Source organism: Streptomyces sp. NPDC058239 (assembly GCF_042882185.1).
Lineage (GTDB): Bacteria > Actinomycetota > Actinomycetes > Streptomycetales > Streptomycetaceae > Streptomyces.
In genome coordinates, this window is sequence record NZ_JBHVWS010000021.1 from 104,811 (window position 1) to 120,602 (window position 15,792).

The following is a 15,792-nucleotide window of genomic DNA, read 5'->3' on the forward strand; positions in this document are numbered from 1 at the left end:
CCATCGGTCAGGTCAGCGCCGGCTCCGCCTGAGGTACGTCGATGTCGATGCTGTCGAGCAGCGACTCTTGGTGCTGGGCGGCGGCATTGAGTGCGTCGTTCTCGTCCTGAATCCGTACGAGCTCGGATTCGAGGTCCTGGACGCGCTGCTGGAGCCGTCGCATCTCGGCGAGGAGTCGCGGGTCGGAACCGCCGACGTAACCGAGAAGCGCCTTTGCCATGATGGATGGTCCTCCACACTGAGTGACCGACCGATGCGGTGTGGGTCGTGAGGGAATCGCACCCGCGGTGCTCGGCAGTGCTCTGTATTCACTGCTGTTCTGCTGCCAAACAGCTCTGCCAAACAGCTAAGGTGCGCGGGGATTTCAGCGTCTCACCAAAAAGTTTGACGGTCAACACGATCACGCCCTGTAGAGACGGGCGGCCCGGGGGCGCGCGGCTTGACGATCATGCGGCGCGACTCTCCTGCGGGACCCTCGGGGGCGTGGAGATCATCCTTACTGCCGCAGCCTGGCACGCCAACCGAATCTTGGCAACCACCCGGTCATTCCGCAGGTCATTTCATGTGTACGCAGATGAGCGCCCTCTCCGTCACCTCGCGCCGCCCGTCGAACACGGTCCGAACACAGTCTCTCGTGACGGCCCCGGACCGAACCCGGATCAGCGGATCGCGAAGCCCTCGTATCCGCCGCGCGGGGTGTCCCAGATCTCAGTGACTCCGTCAACGCGCCCGGGTGTGTCGTCCGAGCGCAGCCATTCCAGCAGACGGTGGCAATTCTCACGTCGGCCCTCGGCGACGACCTGCACCCTGCCGTCGTCGAGATTCAGGGCGAATCCGGTGAGGCCACCGATCTCCAGAGCATTTGCCCTGGTGAACCAGCGGAACCCTACTTGCTGTACTCGGCCGCGTACCCAGGCGGTGAGCCGTACATCTTCGTTCATGCCCGAACGCTAACCGGCCAATTGCTCTCGGAGCACTTCCCGCCGATAGAGCATGGGCTACAGTCCCGTCGCAATAGCTTCACCCCATCGGGTGAAGCATGTTGACGCCGAGAGCGGCGTCCAGACCGTCAGAAGGGCTCAGCAGATGGGACGCCATCGACGCTCCGCCGCAGCTCCTGCCGCTGAGTCCCAGGCGGCGGGGGACGCAGGCCGGCACCGGGGTGCGCGCCGCAGGAAGCGGTCCGGGATACCTGTTCGTACGGGACTGATCGGCGCGTCCGCGGCCCTTGCCGTGGGGGCTGTGGCGGTCGCCTCCGGTCTGCTGCCCGGCGGCGACACCTACACGGTCGGCGGCGGTACGGCTGCCGACCAGGTGCGTACCAAGGGAGCCCCGGATCTGCTGACCCAGGGCGCCTCCACCACTGCCCCTGCCGACCGCGACGCCGCGGCCGGACGCGGCGTCGGGCGCGCCGACGGCGCGACGAAGGCGAAGTCTCCCACCGGGTTCCCGTCGTCCGACTCCCCGTCGAAGACGTCCGGACCGACCGGGCGGGCGAAGCCGTCCGAGTCTCCGGCGTCGTCCGAGTCCGCTGCGACGGAAGCCGGGAAGAGCACTGCCCCGGCCACGGTCGAGAAGTCGTCGGCCGCGCCGACAGCCGCGGCCTCCACTCCGGCCGCCCGCAGGTCCGTGGAGCCGACGCCGGCCGCCGCAGGCTCAGCGCAGGCCGCTGTGCTCGCCCTGGTCAACCAGGAGCGCGCGAAGGTCGGCTGCAGCCCCGTGACGGCAAGCACCTCGCTGGCCTCGCTGGCCCAGGACTTCAGCGACGACATGGCTGCCCGCGGCTTCTTCGACCACACCGACCCCGATGGCCGGACCCCATGGGACCGCGCCTCGAAGGCCGGCGTGCGGGGGCTCGGCGGCGAGAACATCGCCCGCGGCCAGGCCGACGCGCAGGCCGTGATGGACTCCTGGATGAACAGTGACGGCCATCGGGCAAACATTCTCAACTGCGATTACAAGACCCTCGGCGTCGGCGTGCACTTCGGTGCGGGCGGCCCCTGGTGGACCCAGGACTTCGGCTTCTGAGTACTACCCGGCACGCTCACCCCAAGAAAGCGCAACCCAGTGGTAAGCGCTGTGCGGGCGTACGCTGGTCGGCATGGACGAGAACACCCGTCTGGACGCGCTCGCTTTTGATGTGTTCTCCAGGCAGTGCCCCTCACGCGGCACCCTGGAGCATGTCACCGGGCGCTGGGGCAGTCTGACGCTGGGAGCGCTGTACGAGGGCAGCTTCCGCTTCAACGAACTCCGTCGCCGGGTCGACGGGGTGAGCGAGAAGATGCTCTCGCAGACGCTCCACGCCCTGGAGCGGGACGGTCTGGTCCACCGCGAGGCCCAGCCGACCAATCCGCCGCGCGTCGACTACGAGCTGACGTCTCTGGGCCGGCAGGTCGCCGAGCGGCTGCTCGGACTGATCGAGCTCGTCGAGGGCCGGATGCCCGAGGTGCTCCAGGCCCGTGACCGTTACGACGAGGCCCACCCGAGTCCGGAGGCCGGCGCCTAGGAAGCCGTGCGCGGCGGTCGCTGGCAGCGCGGGCAGAAGTAGCTGGAGCGGTTCATCCACGGGCGGCGGCGCATCGGCGTACCGCAGCGGTGACAGGGCTCGCCCTCTCGCCCGTACGCGTCGAGCGAGCGGTCGAAGTAGCCGGACTCGCCGTTCACATTGACGTAGAGGCTGTCGAAGCTGGTGCCGCCCTGGTCGAGCGCCGCGTTCATCACGTCACGGACGTGGCCGAGCAGCTCGGCCGACCTGGGCCGGGTCAGGGACGCGGTGGGCCGGTCGTAGTGCAGCTTCGTGCGCCAGAGCGCCTCGTCCGCGTAGATGTTGCCGACGCCGCTGATCAGCGACTGGTCCAGCAGGGCGCGCTTGACCGTCGTACGGCGCAGGCGCAGCGCGGTGTGGAAGGCGTCGTCGTCGAACGCCGGGTCCAGGGGGTCGCGGGCGATGTGCGCGATGGTGTCGGGCAGCCCGTCCGTGCTGTCGGCGGCACATTCGTGGAGAGAGAGCCCGCCGAAGGTCCGCTGGTCGACGAAGCGCAACTCGGTGCCGAGCGAGTCGTCGAAGCGGATCCTGACACGAAGATGCTTCTCGTCGGGGGTGTCCTGCGGCTGTACGAGCAGCTGACCGCTCATGCCGAGGTGGCCCAGCAGTGAGCTGGACGCATCGTTCAGCGGCACCCAGAGGTACTTGCCGCGGCGCATGGCCGTTCCGAAGCGGGCGCCGCCGAGCCGGGCCGCGAAGTCCACGCCGCCCGCGAGATGGCGGCGGACCGCACGCGGGTGCAGCACCTCGACGTCGCCGACCCTGCGGCCGGTGACCCAGCGTTCAAGACCGCGTCGTACGACTTCGACCTCGGGCAGCTCGGGCACGGTGTCGCTCCTGGAGAAGTGAACTGGAGAGATGAAAAGAATATCCGGGCAGGAAAAACCCCTCGGTGCGCAGGGCACCGAGGGGCTCTCGGGTCAGGCCGGAGCGACGTCCGTGGACGGCGACGGGTTGGCAGGGGTGTCGGCGGCCCCTCCGTCGGCAGCGGCCTTCGCCGCAGCCTCCCGCGCCTCCGCGGCGGCGCTGATCTCGCGCCAGGCGGACTCCGCCGCCTGCTGCTCCGCTTCCTTCTTGCTACGGCCGGTGCCGGTGCCGTACGAGACACCACCGACGCGAGCAGCAGCAGTAAAGGTCTTCTCGTGGTCCGGGCCGGTCTCCGTGACGAGGTACTCGGGGACTCCGAGGCTCTCGCTCGCGGTGAGTTCCTGGAGGCTGGTCTTCCAGTCCAGGCCGGCGCCGAGGTTCGAGGACCTGTCGATCAGCGGGTCGAAGAGCCGGTGGACCAGCTCCGAGGCCGCGCTGAGACCCTGGTCGAGGTAGACCGCGCCGATCACCGCTTCAAGCGTGTCGGCGAGGATGGACGCCTTGTCCCTGCCGCCCGTGCCCTCTTCACCGCGGCCGAGCCGGATGAAGGAGCCGAGTTCGAGGCCGCGGCCCACCTCCGCAAGTGCACGCGAGTTGACCACCGCGGCCCGCAACTTGGCCAGCTGGCCTTCGGGCAGGTCGGGGTGGGTGCGATACAGCGTGTCCGTGACCACCAGGCCGAGCACCGAATCCCCGAGGAATTCGAGCCGCTCGTTGGTGGGCAGACCGCCGTTCTCGTATGCATACGAACGATGGGTCAGCGCACGCACCAGAAGGGCGGACTCGAGGTGATACCCGAGCCGCCCTTCCAGAAGCGTGTGGGACGAGGCTGTGTTGACGTTGTCTGCCTGCTTCTTGGCGTTGGACAACTCAGACATCGGGCCTCTCACCAGCCGCTCAGACCTCGAGGACCTGGCGCTTGTTGTACGTGCCGCAGCTGGGGCACGCGATGTGCTGCAGCTTCGGCTCCTGGCAACGCTCACACGAAACCAGGGTGGGGACCGCAGCCTTCCACTGCGACCGGCGGTGGCGCGTGTTGCTGCGCGACATCTTCCGCTTCGGAACAGCCACGGCTACTTCTCCTGCTTCTCGTCGACGCCCGCTTCGGCGCCGCCCATGTTGTCCTTCTCGCCGTCCTGAACGGTGTCGGCGAGTCCTTGCAATGCCGCCCAACGGATGTCGACGGCATCGTGGTGGTGACCGGGGTTCTCGTCCAGCCTGATTCCGCATTCGGAACACAGACCGGCACAGGACTCCCGGCACACCGGCTGCATCGGCAGTGCGAGCACCACCGCATCGCGCAGCACTGACTCGAGGTCGAACAGGCCGTCCTCGATGAAGAGCCTGTCCTCGTCGTCCTCGGCGTCGTCGGCCGGTTCCGCTTTGCTGCGGCCCCGGTCATCGGCGTCAGGGTACGAGAACATCTCCTGGAAGTCCGCCACGACCTCTTGGCGCAGCGGCTCCAGACACCTTACGCACTCCCCCTCGGCCGACGCACGGGCGGTGCCTGTGACAAGCACCCCTTCCATGACCGATTCGAGGCGGAGGTCCAGCTCCACGGGTGCGCCTTCCGGCACACCGATGACCCCGTCGATGCCGAGGACCGGTGAACCGGGTGCGTCCACCGAGCGGGTCAGCCGCTGGAGGGCACCGGGACGCCGACCCAGCTCGTGCGTATCGAACACGAGGGGGTTTCGGTGGTCGAGGTGGCCGTTCAGGGCTTTTCCTGCTTTCGAAGTCATGTGCATCGCGCATCGTGGGGAGGGCCGACCGGATTCGGATTCGAAACGGGCAGCCGGGATCGCGGACATACGCGCGACCGAAGAGCCAGGATACTGGACGCGCCGCTCAGCTCCCAATCCGGTCCGCCCCGCCTCCGCGCCGCCCGGTCAGCGCTCCTGTTCGTACCGCCGGAGCTGGTCCAGATCGATCATGCTGGTGTCGAACAGGCTGGTCTCGTCGAGGGCGCTCTCGCCCTGCGGCTGCAACGCCTGCTGGGGCTGTACGGCCTGCTGCTGCCAGCCGTCGTACCCCTGGACCGGGATCTGGGCCTGGCTCTGGTCGTAGCCCTGCTGCTGATAGGCGGCGTACGGGTCCGGCTGCTGCTGGTACCCGTAGACGTCCTGCTGCGGCTGCTCCTGGTACGCGTACGTCTCCGCGTAGCCCGGCTGGGTCTGGGCGGGGAAGTGCGGCTGGACCTGCTGGTGCACCGGCTGCGGCTCCGGGGTGGCGATCTCGGCGAGGCCGGCCCAGTGGTCCTCGTCGCTCATGTGCCCCTGATTGCCCGCCGCGTCCTGGGCGGCCACGTGCGCGCCGAGTTCATCGGTGGCGACCCGGCCGTGCAGCTTCTGCCGGCCGCGGCCGACCGCCTCCAGGGTCTTGGCGAGCACGGCCTCGAAGGCGCCGAGCTTGGTGTCGACGTACTCGTCCGCACGGCGCTGGAGCGTGGCAGGGTCGGTGCTGCGCTCGGGTGCCTCGGCGAAGTCCGGGTCCTCGTATCCCTGCTCGTCGAAGGCCTGGCCACGGCCGAGGAGCTTCTCGCGGCCCCGGTCGACGGAGCCGATGGTCTTGGTGAGGACGACCTCGAAGTTGGCGAGTTTGCTGTCGACGTACTCGTCGGCCTCGGCGCGGACCTCCTCGGCCTCCCGACGGGCCTCGCCGAGAATGCGGTCGGCCTCGCTGCGGGACTGCATGGCGACCTCGGTCCCGGAGATCAGCGAGGTGCGTTCCGCGTGTGCGGTCTCGATGATCCGCTCGGCCTCCTGACGGGCCTGCTCGACCATCTGCTCCCGGCCGCCGATGAGCTCCTGGGCATGGGCGAGCGAGCCGGGCAGGGCCTCGCGCACCTCTTCGAGCATCGCGAGCAGCTCGGCGCGGTTGACCACGCACGAAGCCGACATGGGCATGGACCGGGCGCTCCCGACCGCCTCGACGATCTCGTCGAGCTTCTTCTGCACGTCCACCGTGTGCTCGCCACTCTCTACAGCCGATTTGGAGACGGACGGGACGACTGTACGGCCAGTCGGCGCCCGCCCGACACCTGGTGACGGTCCGTCAGTTCTTCAGCGCTGAGCGAGACGTTCGGTGAGGGCTTCATGGACCACCGGGGGCAGCAGGTGGGAGACGTCGCCGCCCCAGGTGGCGACCTCCTTGACCAGGGAGGACGACAGGAAGCTGTAGGTGGGATTGGTCGGCACGAAGAGCGTTTCGACGCCGGAGAGGCCGTTGTTCATCTGGGCCATCTGCAGCTCGTAGTCGAAGTCGCTGACGGCCCGCAGGCCCTTCACGATCGCCGGGATGTCGCGCTGCTTGCAGAAGTCGACCAGGAGACCGTGGAAGGACTCGACCTCGACGTTGCCGAAGTCCGCGGTGACCTGGCGGATCAGGTCGATCCGCTCGTCGACCGTGAACAGGCCCTTCTTGGACTGGTTGATCATCACCGCGACATGTACGACGTCGTACAGCTTCGAGGCGCGGCCAATGATGTCGAGGTGTCCATTGGTGATGGGGTCGAATGACCCCGGACAAACGGCGCGGCGCAACTTGGTTCCCTCGCTCTCCGGTCCGGTCATCGTGCGTCTTCGCACGTAGAGGCGGCGCGACCGTACCAAAGCGTTCCCTCGCCGTAGCGACGGGCCCGCAGTGGCTCGAATCCCTTGGGCCAGTTGAATTCTCCGCCTCTGGTGCTGCGTTCCACGGTGACGAGGGCGTCGGCTGTGAGCCACCCCTGGGCACGGAGTGTGAGCAGTATCTCGCCAAGATCGTCGTCGGTCACGGCGTACGGCGGGTCCAGGAACACCACGTCGTACGGCTCCGCGGGCGCCGGTCCCGTCACGATCTGTTCGGCTTTGCCGGTTCGGACTTCGGCGCCGGGCAGGCCGAGTGTGCGGACGTTGTCCCGGACGGTGCGGACGGCCTTGGGGTCGGCCTCGACGAGCAGGGCGTGGACCGCGCCGCGGGAGAGTGCCTCCAGGCCGACGGCCCCGGAACCCGCGTACAGATCCGCGATACGGGTGCCGTGGAGGCTGCCCAGGAGGGCTTCCCAGGTGGAGAAGAGGCCCTCGCGTGCACGGTCGGAGGTGGGGCGGGTGCCGGTGCCGGGCGGGACGGCCAGGCGGCGTCCGCCGGCCGAGCCGGCGATCACGCGGGTCATGGGTGTCTGATCCTCGGTTCGTGGGTGGCCCACAGGATGCTGCGGCGCCGTGCCACCCACGATATGGCGTCGTGGCGGATGGGGCCCGCACACCTGTCACCCCTTGTCGAGGTACTGCTCGCGCTCCTTGTCCAGCAGTGCGTCCAGCGCGATTCGCAGTTCGGGCAGGTGTTCCAGTTCCGGGTCGGCTGCGACGATCGTGGCGGCCTCCTCGCGGGCGGCGGCGATGATCTCCTCGTCGTCGATGACGGTGAGCATCCGCAGCGAGGAGCGGACCCCGGACTGGGCCTGGCCGAGGACATCGCCCTCGCGGCGCTGTTCGAGGTCGATCCGGGACAGCTCGAAGCCGTCGAGGGTGGCGGCGACGGCGGAGAGCCGGGCGCGGGCGGGGCCGGCCTCGTGGGCCTCGCTGACCAGCAGACAGAGTCCAGGGGCGGAGCCACGGCCGACCCGGCCGCGCAACTGGTGGAGCTGGGAGACCCCGAACCGGTCGGCGTCCATGATCACCATGGCGGTGGCATTGGGGACGTTGACCCCGACCTCGATGACGGTGGTGGCGACGAGGACGTCGACCTGGCCCGCGGCGAAGCGGCGCATCACGTCGTCCTTGTCGTCGGGGCTCATCCTGCCGTGCAGCACCTCGACGCGAAGACCGGCGAGCGGACCCTTGGCGAGCTGTTCGGCGATCTCCAGGACGGCGAGCGGCGGGCGCTTCTCGCTGTCCTCCTCGGCCGCCTTCTTCTTCCCCTTCTTGCCCGCCGCCTCGTCCTCGGCGTCGTCGCCGATGCGGGGGCAGACCACATAGGCCTGGTGCCCGTTCTCCACTTCCTCGCGGACCCGTTCCCAGGCACGGCTGAGAAAGTGCGGCTTGTCCTTGGCGGGTACGACATGGCTGGCGATCGGCGAGCGGCCGGCCGGCAGCTGGTCCAGTACGGACGTCTCCAGGTCGCCGAAGACGGTCATGGCGACCGTACGGGGAATGGGGGTCGCGGTCATGACCAGCAGATGCGGCGGCTGCTTTCCCTTGGAGCGCAAGGCGTCGCGCTGTTCCACCCCGAAGCGGTGCTGTTCGTCGACGACGACCAGGCCCAGGTCGTGGAACTGCACCTTGTCCTCGATCAGCGCATGTGTGCCGATCACGATCCCGGCCTCGCCGGTCACGAGGTCGAGCAGGGCCTGGCGGCGGGCCGCGACGCCCATGGAGCCGGTGAGCAGCACCACCTTCGTCCCCTGCTCGGAGCCGCCGGGCGCCCGCCCGTCGCCCGGCCGCCGCCCCTCCTGAGGAGGCGCTTCGCGCCACAGTCCCCAGTTCTCGGCCAGCTCGCCCATCATTTCGGTGATGGAGCGGTGGTGCTGCTGAGCAAGCACTTCGGTGGGCGCCAGCATGGCGGCCTGCCCGCCCGCGTCGACGACGCCGAGCATCGCGCGCAGCGCGACCATGGTCTTCCCGGACCCGACCTCGCCCTGGAGGAGCCGGTGCATCGGGTGCTCGGTCGCCAGGTCGTCGAAGATCTCCTTGGAGACCTTCTGCTGTCCCTCGGTGAGGGTGAAGGGCAGCTTGGCGTCGAAGGCGTCGAGCAGTCCGCCCGGCCTGGGTCTGCGGGCCACTGCCGGGAGCTGGGTGTCGGCGTATCTGCGGCGGGCCAGCGCGACCTGGAGGACGAAGGCCTCGTCCCACTTCAGCCGGTCCCTGGCCTGTGCGATGTCCGCCTTGGTCTGCGGGCGGTGGACCTTCAGCAGCGCTTCCGGGAGCGGGGTGAACCCGCGGCCCTCGCGCAGACTCGGCGGCAGCGGGTCGACGGCCTCCCGCGCGCTGGGCAGCACGGTGTCGACGGCCTTGGCGATCCGCCACGAGTCCAGCTGCTTGCAGGCCGGGTAGATCGGCAGCAGCCGCCCGGCGAATGCGTCCACCGCCTCCGTGGCCTCGGCCCCGTCGATGGACTCGGCGTCCAGCAGCTGGTACGTGGGGTGGGCCAGCTGCATCTTCCGGTTGAAGACGGAGACCTTGCCCGCGAACATCGCCCGCCGGCCCGGCAACAGCTCCTTGTGCGGTTTGTGGACGCCATGGCCGAAGAAGACCAGCTGAAGGCGGCCGTTGCCGTCGGTGAGGGTCACTTCGAGGCGCTTGCCGCGGCCGTTGTTGAACATCATGATGCGTGCGTCGGCGACCTGGGCGACCACCGTCACATGCTCGTCCAGCGGAAGGTCGGTCAGCGCCGTGAGCCGGCCGCGCTCCTCGTACCGCCGCGGGTAGTGGTGCAGCAGATCACCGACCGTATGCAGGTCGAGGTGTTCGGCCATCACCTTCGCGGTGGCTCCGCCGAGCAGCTTCTTGAGGGGTTCATCGAACGCAGACACGCGATCCATTGCACACCACACCACTGACAGATGTCCGCCGGGCGCCACGCGGAACTCCGGAATCCGCTGTCGGAGAGGACAGTCTCCGACCCGCGCGCCCGACGCACAGGTGCAGAAATCAAGCCCGTCCGGTGCTTGAGGACACCCGCGCCGGCCGCGCGCCGCCCTACTCCACCCCGATCAGCAGCGGAGCGCACTGGAGGCCGCCCCGGTACACCACCGTGTCGACCGCCAGGTAGCCCTCGCGTACGTGCTCCTCCAGCTCGTCGGCCAGGCTGTCGGGGACGTCCTCGCCGAGGACCAGGGTGACCAGTTCGCCGCCCGCCGCCAGCATGCGGTCCAGCACGTTCCGGGCCGTTTCCGGTACGTCCTCGCCGATGACCGCGACATCGCCGTCGATCAGGCCCAGGACGTCACCGGCCTGGCAGATACCCGCCATGGTCCAGGACTGCCGCTCGGCGACGGCCAGTTCGGCGTAGCGGGTGGCACCGGCCGCGGCGGTCATCGCCACCACGTCCTCGTCGAAGCTGCGGTCGGGTTCGTGGACGGCGAGGGCCGCGATGCCCTGGACGGCGGCCCGGGTCGGGATCAGGGCGACCCGGACACCCTCCGCGCGGGCCTGCTCGGCGGCAGCAGCTGCGGTGTGGCGCAGTTCCGCGTCGTTGGGCAGCAGAACCACCTCGCGGGCGTGCGCCCGGCGGATCGCGTCGACCAGTTCGCCGCTGGCAGGCGGCTCCCCGGGGCGCGCCAGGACCGTCGTCGCCCCGGCCTCCTTGCACAGGCCGCGGAGCCCGTCGCCGGGGACCACCACGACGACCGCGCGCTGCACGGGTTCGGTGTGGGGGTGCACCCGGTCCGCGCCGAAGTGGGTGATCCGGATGCGGTACGGTCGCCCCGCCTCGACACCGGCCTCCACCGCCGCACCCGCGTCGTCGACATGCACATGGACGTTCCACAGCCCGTCGCCGCCCACCACCACGAGCGAGTCGCCGAGCCCGTCGAGCCGGGTCCGCAGCCGGTCCACGGCATCGTCCGTGGCCTCCAGCAGGTAGATGACCTCGAAGGCCGGTCCGCCCTCCGCGCAGTCCTGCGGCACAGGGACCACGGTCGCGGGCACGGCCACGTATGTGCGCTCGGGAGCCCGCCCGGAGACCGCTTCGACGAGCGCCCCGAGCACCGTCACCAGGCCCCGTCCGCCGGCGTCCACGACGCCCGCCCGTCCGAGGACGGCGAGCTGTCCGGGGGTCGCTTCCAGAGCTGTCCGCGCCCCCTCGTAAGCCGCCCGTGCGACCGCCGCGGTTCCGGCGTCGTCCGCCGCGCGCCCGGCGGCCTCGGCGGCTGCGGTGGCCACGGTCAGCACGGTGCCCTCGACGGGGTGGGCGACGGCCTGCCTGGCGGCTGCGGCGGCCCTGGTGAGCGCCCGGCGCAGATGGTCCGCGTCGTGCCCGTCGGCCAGCACCCCTGCCATGCCGCGCAACAGCTGGGCCAGGATCGTGCCGGAGTTTCCGCGCGCACCGATCAGCGCTCCGTGCGCCATGGCCCGTACCGCGTCGGCGGCGACGGGCACGGTCGTACCGGTCTCATGTGCGGCGAAGACCGCTTCGACGGCCTGGGTCGCGGACTCCACGGTGAGATAGAGGTTCGTACCGGTGTCCCCGTCGGCGACGGGGTAGACGTTGATCGCGTCGATCGCCTCGCGCTCCCGGCCCAGTGCCTCCAGGGCCAGTGAGCACCAGGTACGCACCGCGACGGCGTCCATGTCGTCGGCGGTCTGCGGCACCTGTCGGTCCTCCTCGAAATCGGCCGTGGGCGGCCGGCTGCACCGCAGAGTAGCCCCGTGCGCCGGGTCCGGCGGGGACAGGGGCGGGACAGGGGGCGGCGGAACCCATGGTAGTTTCGTTCTACCGACGCAGCCGTTGTATGCTGCTTCGGTTGCCCGATGAGAGTCGGGCCATTCCTCCGGTGCCGCCACTTCAGTCAAATGATTCCGGCGCGCCGGAATTCACTGTAAGTGCACCTGAAGTCTTTGGAGTGACCCGTGGCTGCCAACTGCGACGTCTGCGGCAAGGGGCCGGGCTTCGGCAACAACATTTCGCACTCGCACCGCCGTACGTCCCGTCGCTGGAATCCCAACATCCAGCGCGTGCGTGCCGTGGTCGGTCGGACGCCGAAGCGGCTCAACGTCTGCACCTCGTGCATCAAGGCCGGCAAGGTCGCGCGCTGACGTTCCCGTCGTAGCGCAGCCTTCCGGTTGCCCAAAAAGCCGGTCCACCTCGGTGGACCGGCTTTTTGCTGCGCTCCTGGGGCCCTCACACGGTGTGCGTCCGCCGGCCGTGGTCGACGGGGCCGGTTCCGGCGCCCAGCGGGAAGCCCGCTTCGATCGGGGTCGCCGGGCAGATGCCCGCGCTCATTCCGTGCACACCGACGCCGGCGTCGTCTTCAGACCGGCCCGACCGCCCGCACCGCCGCCGGAACCGGAACCGGCGACGGTGCGCACACGGGCGGGTACAGCAGCAGATACGGGCATTCGCCGAAAGCTACTGGGCGTCCTCGATGTCCCCGAAATGGTCCCAGCCGCCCTTGCTGGTCCAGGGCGCCCCGTCGACCGTCACCTGCGGCAGCGCCGAGGGGTTGAGGACTTCGCCGATCACCTTCCAGCGGGCGGGCAGCTTCACGTCCGGCGGGAAAGTGGCGACGATCGCGTGGTCCTCTCCCCCGGTCAGCACCCACTGCAGCGGGTCCACGCCGACGGCCTGCCCGATGTCGGACATCTGCGAGGGGATGTCGATGAGTCCGGAGCGCAGATCGATCCGGACTTTGCTGGCCTCGGCGATGTGCCCGAGGTCGGCGACCAGTCCGTCACTCACGTCCGTCATCGCGGTGGCGCCGAGTCCGGCGGCCGCGGGCCCTGCGTGGTACGGCGGCTCGGGGCGCCGGTGGGCCTCGACGAAGGCGCGGGGCGAGCGGAAGCCGCGGGAGAGCACGGCGTATCCGGCAGCGGACCAACCGAGCCAGCCGGTGACGGCGACCACGTCGCCGGGCTGGGCGCCGGACCGGGTGACCGGTTCATGGTTGCGCAGATCGCCGAGTGCGGTGATCGAGACGGTGATCGTCTCGCCGCGCACCACATCGCCGCCGACCACGGCCGCGCCGGCGACCTGGCACTCGTCACGGATGCCGTCCATCAGCTCGCCGGCCCAGGTGACCGGGAGTTCGGCGGGGACGACCAGGCCGAGCAGCAGCGCGGTGGGCACGGCGCCCATGGCGGCGATGTCGGCGAGATTCTGGGCGGCGGCCTTACGGCCGACGTCGTACGCCGTCGACCAGTCGCGACGGAAGTGCCGTCCCTCCAACAGGATGTCCGTACTGGCCACGACCCTGCGGTCGGGAGCGGACACGACCGCGGCGTCGTCGCCGGGGCCGAGCCGTACCGCCGGAGTGGTGGTGAGCCGGGAAGTGAGCTCCCTGATGAGCCCGAACTCCCCCAACTCGCCCACGGTTCCCTTCACCGAGTCTCACCTCTCATCTATCGCCCCGGACGATCGTCCGGGCTGCTTCAGCGGCCGGGGGTCCGGATCGTGGACCGGCCGCCGCCGCAGGGAGCAGTCTGCACCGGTTCTCATCGGCATGTCTGTCCCCCTTTCGCACCGCTGCACTTGCGGTCGCGGGCCGTCACTGCTGTCGGTACTGTCAAGAGATACGTCAACTTGCGTCTTGCGTGCGCCACGCTGTGGACGTCAACCGCCCCGTAGGTCTCCCCGCGGCCCGCGGCAACGCGATACCGTGGCGTCCCTTTCCCCCACATGATCCTCGTGGCCGCCCTGGAGGTTCCGTGGTACAGGCGTACATCCTTATTCAGACCGAGGTGGGCAAGGCGTCGACCGTCGCCGAGACCATCGCCAAAGTTCCGGGAGTGATCCAGGCAGAGGACGTCACCGGCCCCTATGACGTGATCGTGCGCGCCCAGGCCGACACGGTCGATGAACTCGGCCGCATGGTGGTCGCCAAGGTCCAGCAAGTGGAAGGCATCACCAGAACCCTGACCTGCCCGGTCGTTCATCTGTAGTCCCCGTCTACGCTGGGCCGGTGACATCATTGCGCCGCCGGCTTTGCCGCCCCGTGTTTCTCGGTCCGTCCGTTGCCGCGCTGCTGCTGGCCGCGGCGGGCTGCTCCTCAACGGACGCCGCGGCGTCGATCACGGTTCCCACGCCGTCACCGGAAGCCGCAGCCTACTGCCGTGCACTGCACAAGGAGCTGCCGAAGACCGTTGCCGGACTCGACCGCGGTGACACCGGGACGAAGTCCGAACTGACCGCCGAGTGGGGGGACGGAGCGATCGTACTGCGCTGCGGTGTCCCCCGGCCCGCGAAGATGGACGACCCCATGGCGAAGGGGACCGATGCGGACGGCGTCAACTGGCTGCTGGAGCAGCCGGAAGACGCCGGTCCGCGTTTTACGACGACCTACCGCAAGGCGTACGTCGAGGTGAGTCTCTCGAAGGCGTACGCCCATGACGCGACCCCGTTGGCCGCGTTCGGCCCGGCCGTCCGGAAGACGGTCCCCAGCAGCCCGTAGGGCGTGCGTTCCGGAGCGGGAGCGCACGCCCTACGGCGCGGGTCTCGTCCTCTCAGCGCAGGCCGGTCGGCCGGTTCAACGCGGCCTGGATCAGCCGGTCCACCAGCTCCTGGTAGCTCACGCCGCTCTCCTGCCACATCCGCGGGTACATGGAGATCGGGGTGAAGCCCGGCAGCGTATTGATCTCGTTGATCACGAAGCTGCCGTCCTCGGTGAGGAAGAAGTCGGCCCGCACCAGGCCCTCGCAGGACGCGGCTTCGAAGGCGTCGACCGCCAGCCGCTGAACCTCGGCCGTCTGCTCCTCGGTGAGCGGGGCGGGCACGATCCCGGAGGCCGAGTCGATGTACTTGGCCTCGAAGTCGTAGAAGTCGTGCGAGGTCACCGGCGGGATCTCGGCGGGCACGCTGGCGCGCGGTCCGTCCTCGAACTCCAGCACCCCGCACTCGATCTCGCGGCCGCGCAGCAGCGACTCGACCAGGAACTTGGGGTCGTGGCGGCGGGCCTCCTCGATCGCGTCGTCCAGACCGGAGAGGTCGTCGACCTTGGTGATGCCGATCGACGAGCCGGCCCGGGCGGGCTTGACGAAGAGCGGCCAGCCGTGGTCACCGGCGAAGTCCACGATGCGCTTGCGGGCAGCGGAGGGGTCCGTGTCCCACTCGCGGGGACGCACCACGACGTACGGGCCGACCGGCAGCCCGAACGAGGTGAAGACCCGCTTCATGTACTCCTTGTCCTGGCCGACCGCCGAGGCGAGCACCCCGGCGCCGACGTACGGCACGCCGGAGAGCTCCAGGAGCCCCTGAAGGGTGCCGTCCTCGCCGTACGGGCCGTGCAGCACGGGGAAGACGACGTCGACCTCGCCGAGCGCCTTGGGGACCGAGCCGGGCTCGCTGTACACCACTTCACGGCTGCCGGGGTCGACGGAGAGCACCACGCCGCCCTCGGTGGACTCGGCCAGCTGGGCCACGTCCGGCATCTTCCGGTCCGTGATGGCCATGCGTTCGGGCTCGTCGGCGGTGAGCGCCCAGCGGCCGTCCGTCGTGATGCCGATCGGCAGGACGTCGTACTTCGTCCGGTCGATGGCGTTCAGGACGGCACCGGCCGTGACGACCGAGATGCCGTGTTCGGAGCTGCGGCCGCCGAACACGACGGCCACGCGCGGCTTGCGGAGCTGCTGCTCCGGGCTCTGGGGGAGGTTCTCGCTGCTCATATCGCGTTGAGCGTACCTGCTGGTACCACTCGCGTCAGCGTGGCCGGGGCCGCTGGAGAGACGACCGCGAACGTTCACCGGCCT

General features: G+C 69.7%; 18 protein-coding genes and 1 pseudogene. 5 read left to right on the forward strand and 14 right to left on the reverse strand.

From position 1 onward, the window contains the following. Positions 1–7: 7 nt before the first annotated feature. Positions 8–220, reverse strand: a complete 213-nt coding sequence (locus tag ACFVYE_RS22780) for a hypothetical protein (protein ID WP_018551753.1) — start codon at positions 218–220, stop codon at positions 8–10. Between the two features lie 439 nt (positions 221–659). Next, on the reverse strand, positions 660–941 hold the full coding sequence (locus tag ACFVYE_RS22785) for an acylphosphatase (protein WP_030928628.1): 282 nt from the start codon (positions 939–941) through the stop codon (positions 660–662). Positions 942–1,086: 145 nt separating this feature from the next. Between ACFVYE_RS22785 and ACFVYE_RS22790 the strand changes: the two genes are divergently transcribed. After that, positions 1,087–2,028: a CAP domain-containing protein gene (locus ACFVYE_RS22790; protein ID WP_389607105.1), complete on the forward strand. Its 942-nt coding sequence runs from the start codon at positions 1,087–1,089 to the stop codon at positions 2,026–2,028. A 73-nt stretch (positions 2,029–2,101) separates the two neighbouring features. After that, positions 2,102–2,506 carry a winged helix-turn-helix transcriptional regulator gene (locus ACFVYE_RS22795; RefSeq protein WP_383976672.1) on the forward strand — a complete coding sequence of 135 codons (405 nt, stop codon included), beginning with the start codon at positions 2,102–2,104 and terminating at the stop codon, positions 2,504–2,506. On the opposite strand, the gene mutM is transcribed toward ACFVYE_RS22795, so the two are convergent. From mutM to ACFVYE_RS22840, 9 genes are all read right to left on the reverse strand, one after another. Then, entirely contained in the window at positions 2,503–3,372 is an 870-nt protein-coding gene (mutM, locus tag ACFVYE_RS22800; protein ID WP_383976670.1) for a bifunctional DNA-formamidopyrimidine glycosylase/DNA-(apurinic or apyrimidinic site) lyase, read from the reverse strand. The genes ACFVYE_RS22795 and mutM overlap by 4 nt on opposite strands. Positions 3,373–3,465: 93 nt before the next feature. Further along, the gene (rnc, locus tag ACFVYE_RS22805; RefSeq protein WP_329836320.1) at positions 3,466–4,290 is read right to left on the reverse strand and encodes a ribonuclease III; all 825 of its coding nucleotides are present in this window, start codon (positions 4,288–4,290) and stop codon (positions 3,466–3,468) included. Between the two features lie 19 nt (positions 4,291–4,309). Then, on the reverse strand, positions 4,310–4,483 hold the full coding sequence (gene rpmF / locus ACFVYE_RS22810; RefSeq protein ID WP_003965982.1) for a 50S ribosomal protein L32: 174 nt from the start codon (positions 4,481–4,483) through the stop codon (positions 4,310–4,312). 2 nt (positions 4,484–4,485) lie between these two features. Then, a complete protein-coding gene (locus ACFVYE_RS22815) occupies positions 4,486–5,154 on the reverse strand; it encodes a YceD family protein (RefSeq protein ID WP_383976668.1) in 669 nt (222 codons plus the stop codon). Between the two features lie 147 nt (positions 5,155–5,301). Continuing rightward, on the reverse strand, positions 5,302–6,375 hold the full coding sequence (locus tag ACFVYE_RS22820) for a cell division initiation protein (RefSeq protein WP_383976666.1): 1,074 nt from the start codon (positions 6,373–6,375) through the stop codon (positions 5,302–5,304). Positions 6,376–6,474: 99 nt separating this feature from the next. Next, positions 6,475–6,954, reverse strand: coding sequence for a pantetheine-phosphate adenylyltransferase (gene coaD, locus ACFVYE_RS22825; protein ID WP_189279123.1), 480 nt, complete (start codon positions 6,952–6,954; stop codon positions 6,475–6,477). A 26-nt stretch (positions 6,955–6,980) separates the two neighbouring features. After that, the gene (rsmD, locus tag ACFVYE_RS22830; protein WP_327272708.1) at positions 6,981–7,565 is read right to left on the reverse strand and encodes a 16S rRNA (guanine(966)-N(2))-methyltransferase RsmD; all 585 of its coding nucleotides are present in this window, start codon (positions 7,563–7,565) and stop codon (positions 6,981–6,983) included. Positions 7,566–7,661: 96 nt separating this feature from the next. Then, positions 7,662–9,932 carry an ATP-dependent DNA helicase RecG gene (recG, locus tag ACFVYE_RS22835; RefSeq protein ID WP_383976665.1) on the reverse strand — a complete coding sequence of 757 codons (2,271 nt, stop codon included), beginning with the start codon at positions 9,930–9,932 and terminating at the stop codon, positions 7,662–7,664. A 157-nt stretch (positions 9,933–10,089) separates the two neighbouring features. Beyond that, complete coding sequence (locus ACFVYE_RS22840) at positions 10,090–11,703, reverse strand: DAK2 domain-containing protein (RefSeq protein ID WP_389607109.1); 1,614 nt, start codon at positions 11,701–11,703, stop codon at positions 10,090–10,092. Between the two features lie 258 nt (positions 11,704–11,961). Between ACFVYE_RS22840 and rpmB the strand changes: the two genes are divergently transcribed. Beyond that, complete coding sequence (rpmB, locus tag ACFVYE_RS22845; protein WP_030928661.1) at positions 11,962–12,147, forward strand: 50S ribosomal protein L28; 186 nt, start codon at positions 11,962–11,964, stop codon at positions 12,145–12,147. 181 nt (positions 12,148–12,328) lie between these two features. Here the strand turns inward: rpmB and ACFVYE_RS22850 are convergent. Then, positions 12,329–12,450 (reverse strand): annotated as a pseudogene (locus ACFVYE_RS22850) (bifunctional hydroxymethylpyrimidine kinase/phosphomethylpyrimidine kinase); the annotation flags it as partial. A gap of 10 nt (positions 12,451–12,460) precedes the next feature. Further along, complete coding sequence (locus tag ACFVYE_RS22855; protein ID WP_327272711.1) at positions 12,461–13,432, reverse strand: thiamine-phosphate kinase; 972 nt, start codon at positions 13,430–13,432, stop codon at positions 12,461–12,463. A 323-nt stretch (positions 13,433–13,755) separates the two neighbouring features. Here ACFVYE_RS22855 and ACFVYE_RS22860 point away from each other — a divergent pair, with 323 nt between their 5' ends. Both ACFVYE_RS22860 and ACFVYE_RS22865 read left to right on the forward strand, forming a co-directional pair. Beyond that, positions 13,756–13,989: an Lrp/AsnC family transcriptional regulator gene (locus tag ACFVYE_RS22860; RefSeq protein ID WP_093899132.1), complete on the forward strand. Its 234-nt coding sequence runs from the start codon at positions 13,756–13,758 to the stop codon at positions 13,987–13,989. A gap of 20 nt (positions 13,990–14,009) precedes the next feature. Continuing rightward, positions 14,010–14,498: a DUF3515 domain-containing protein gene (locus tag ACFVYE_RS22865; RefSeq protein WP_383978490.1), complete on the forward strand. Its 489-nt coding sequence runs from the start codon at positions 14,010–14,012 to the stop codon at positions 14,496–14,498. 52 nt (positions 14,499–14,550) lie between these two features. Here the strand turns inward: ACFVYE_RS22865 and ACFVYE_RS22870 are convergent, their stop codons facing one another. Then, a complete protein-coding gene (locus ACFVYE_RS22870) occupies positions 14,551–15,708 on the reverse strand; it encodes a D-alanine--D-alanine ligase family protein (protein ID WP_383978487.1) in 1,158 nt (385 codons plus the stop codon). Positions 15,709–15,792: the final 84 nt, after the last annotated feature.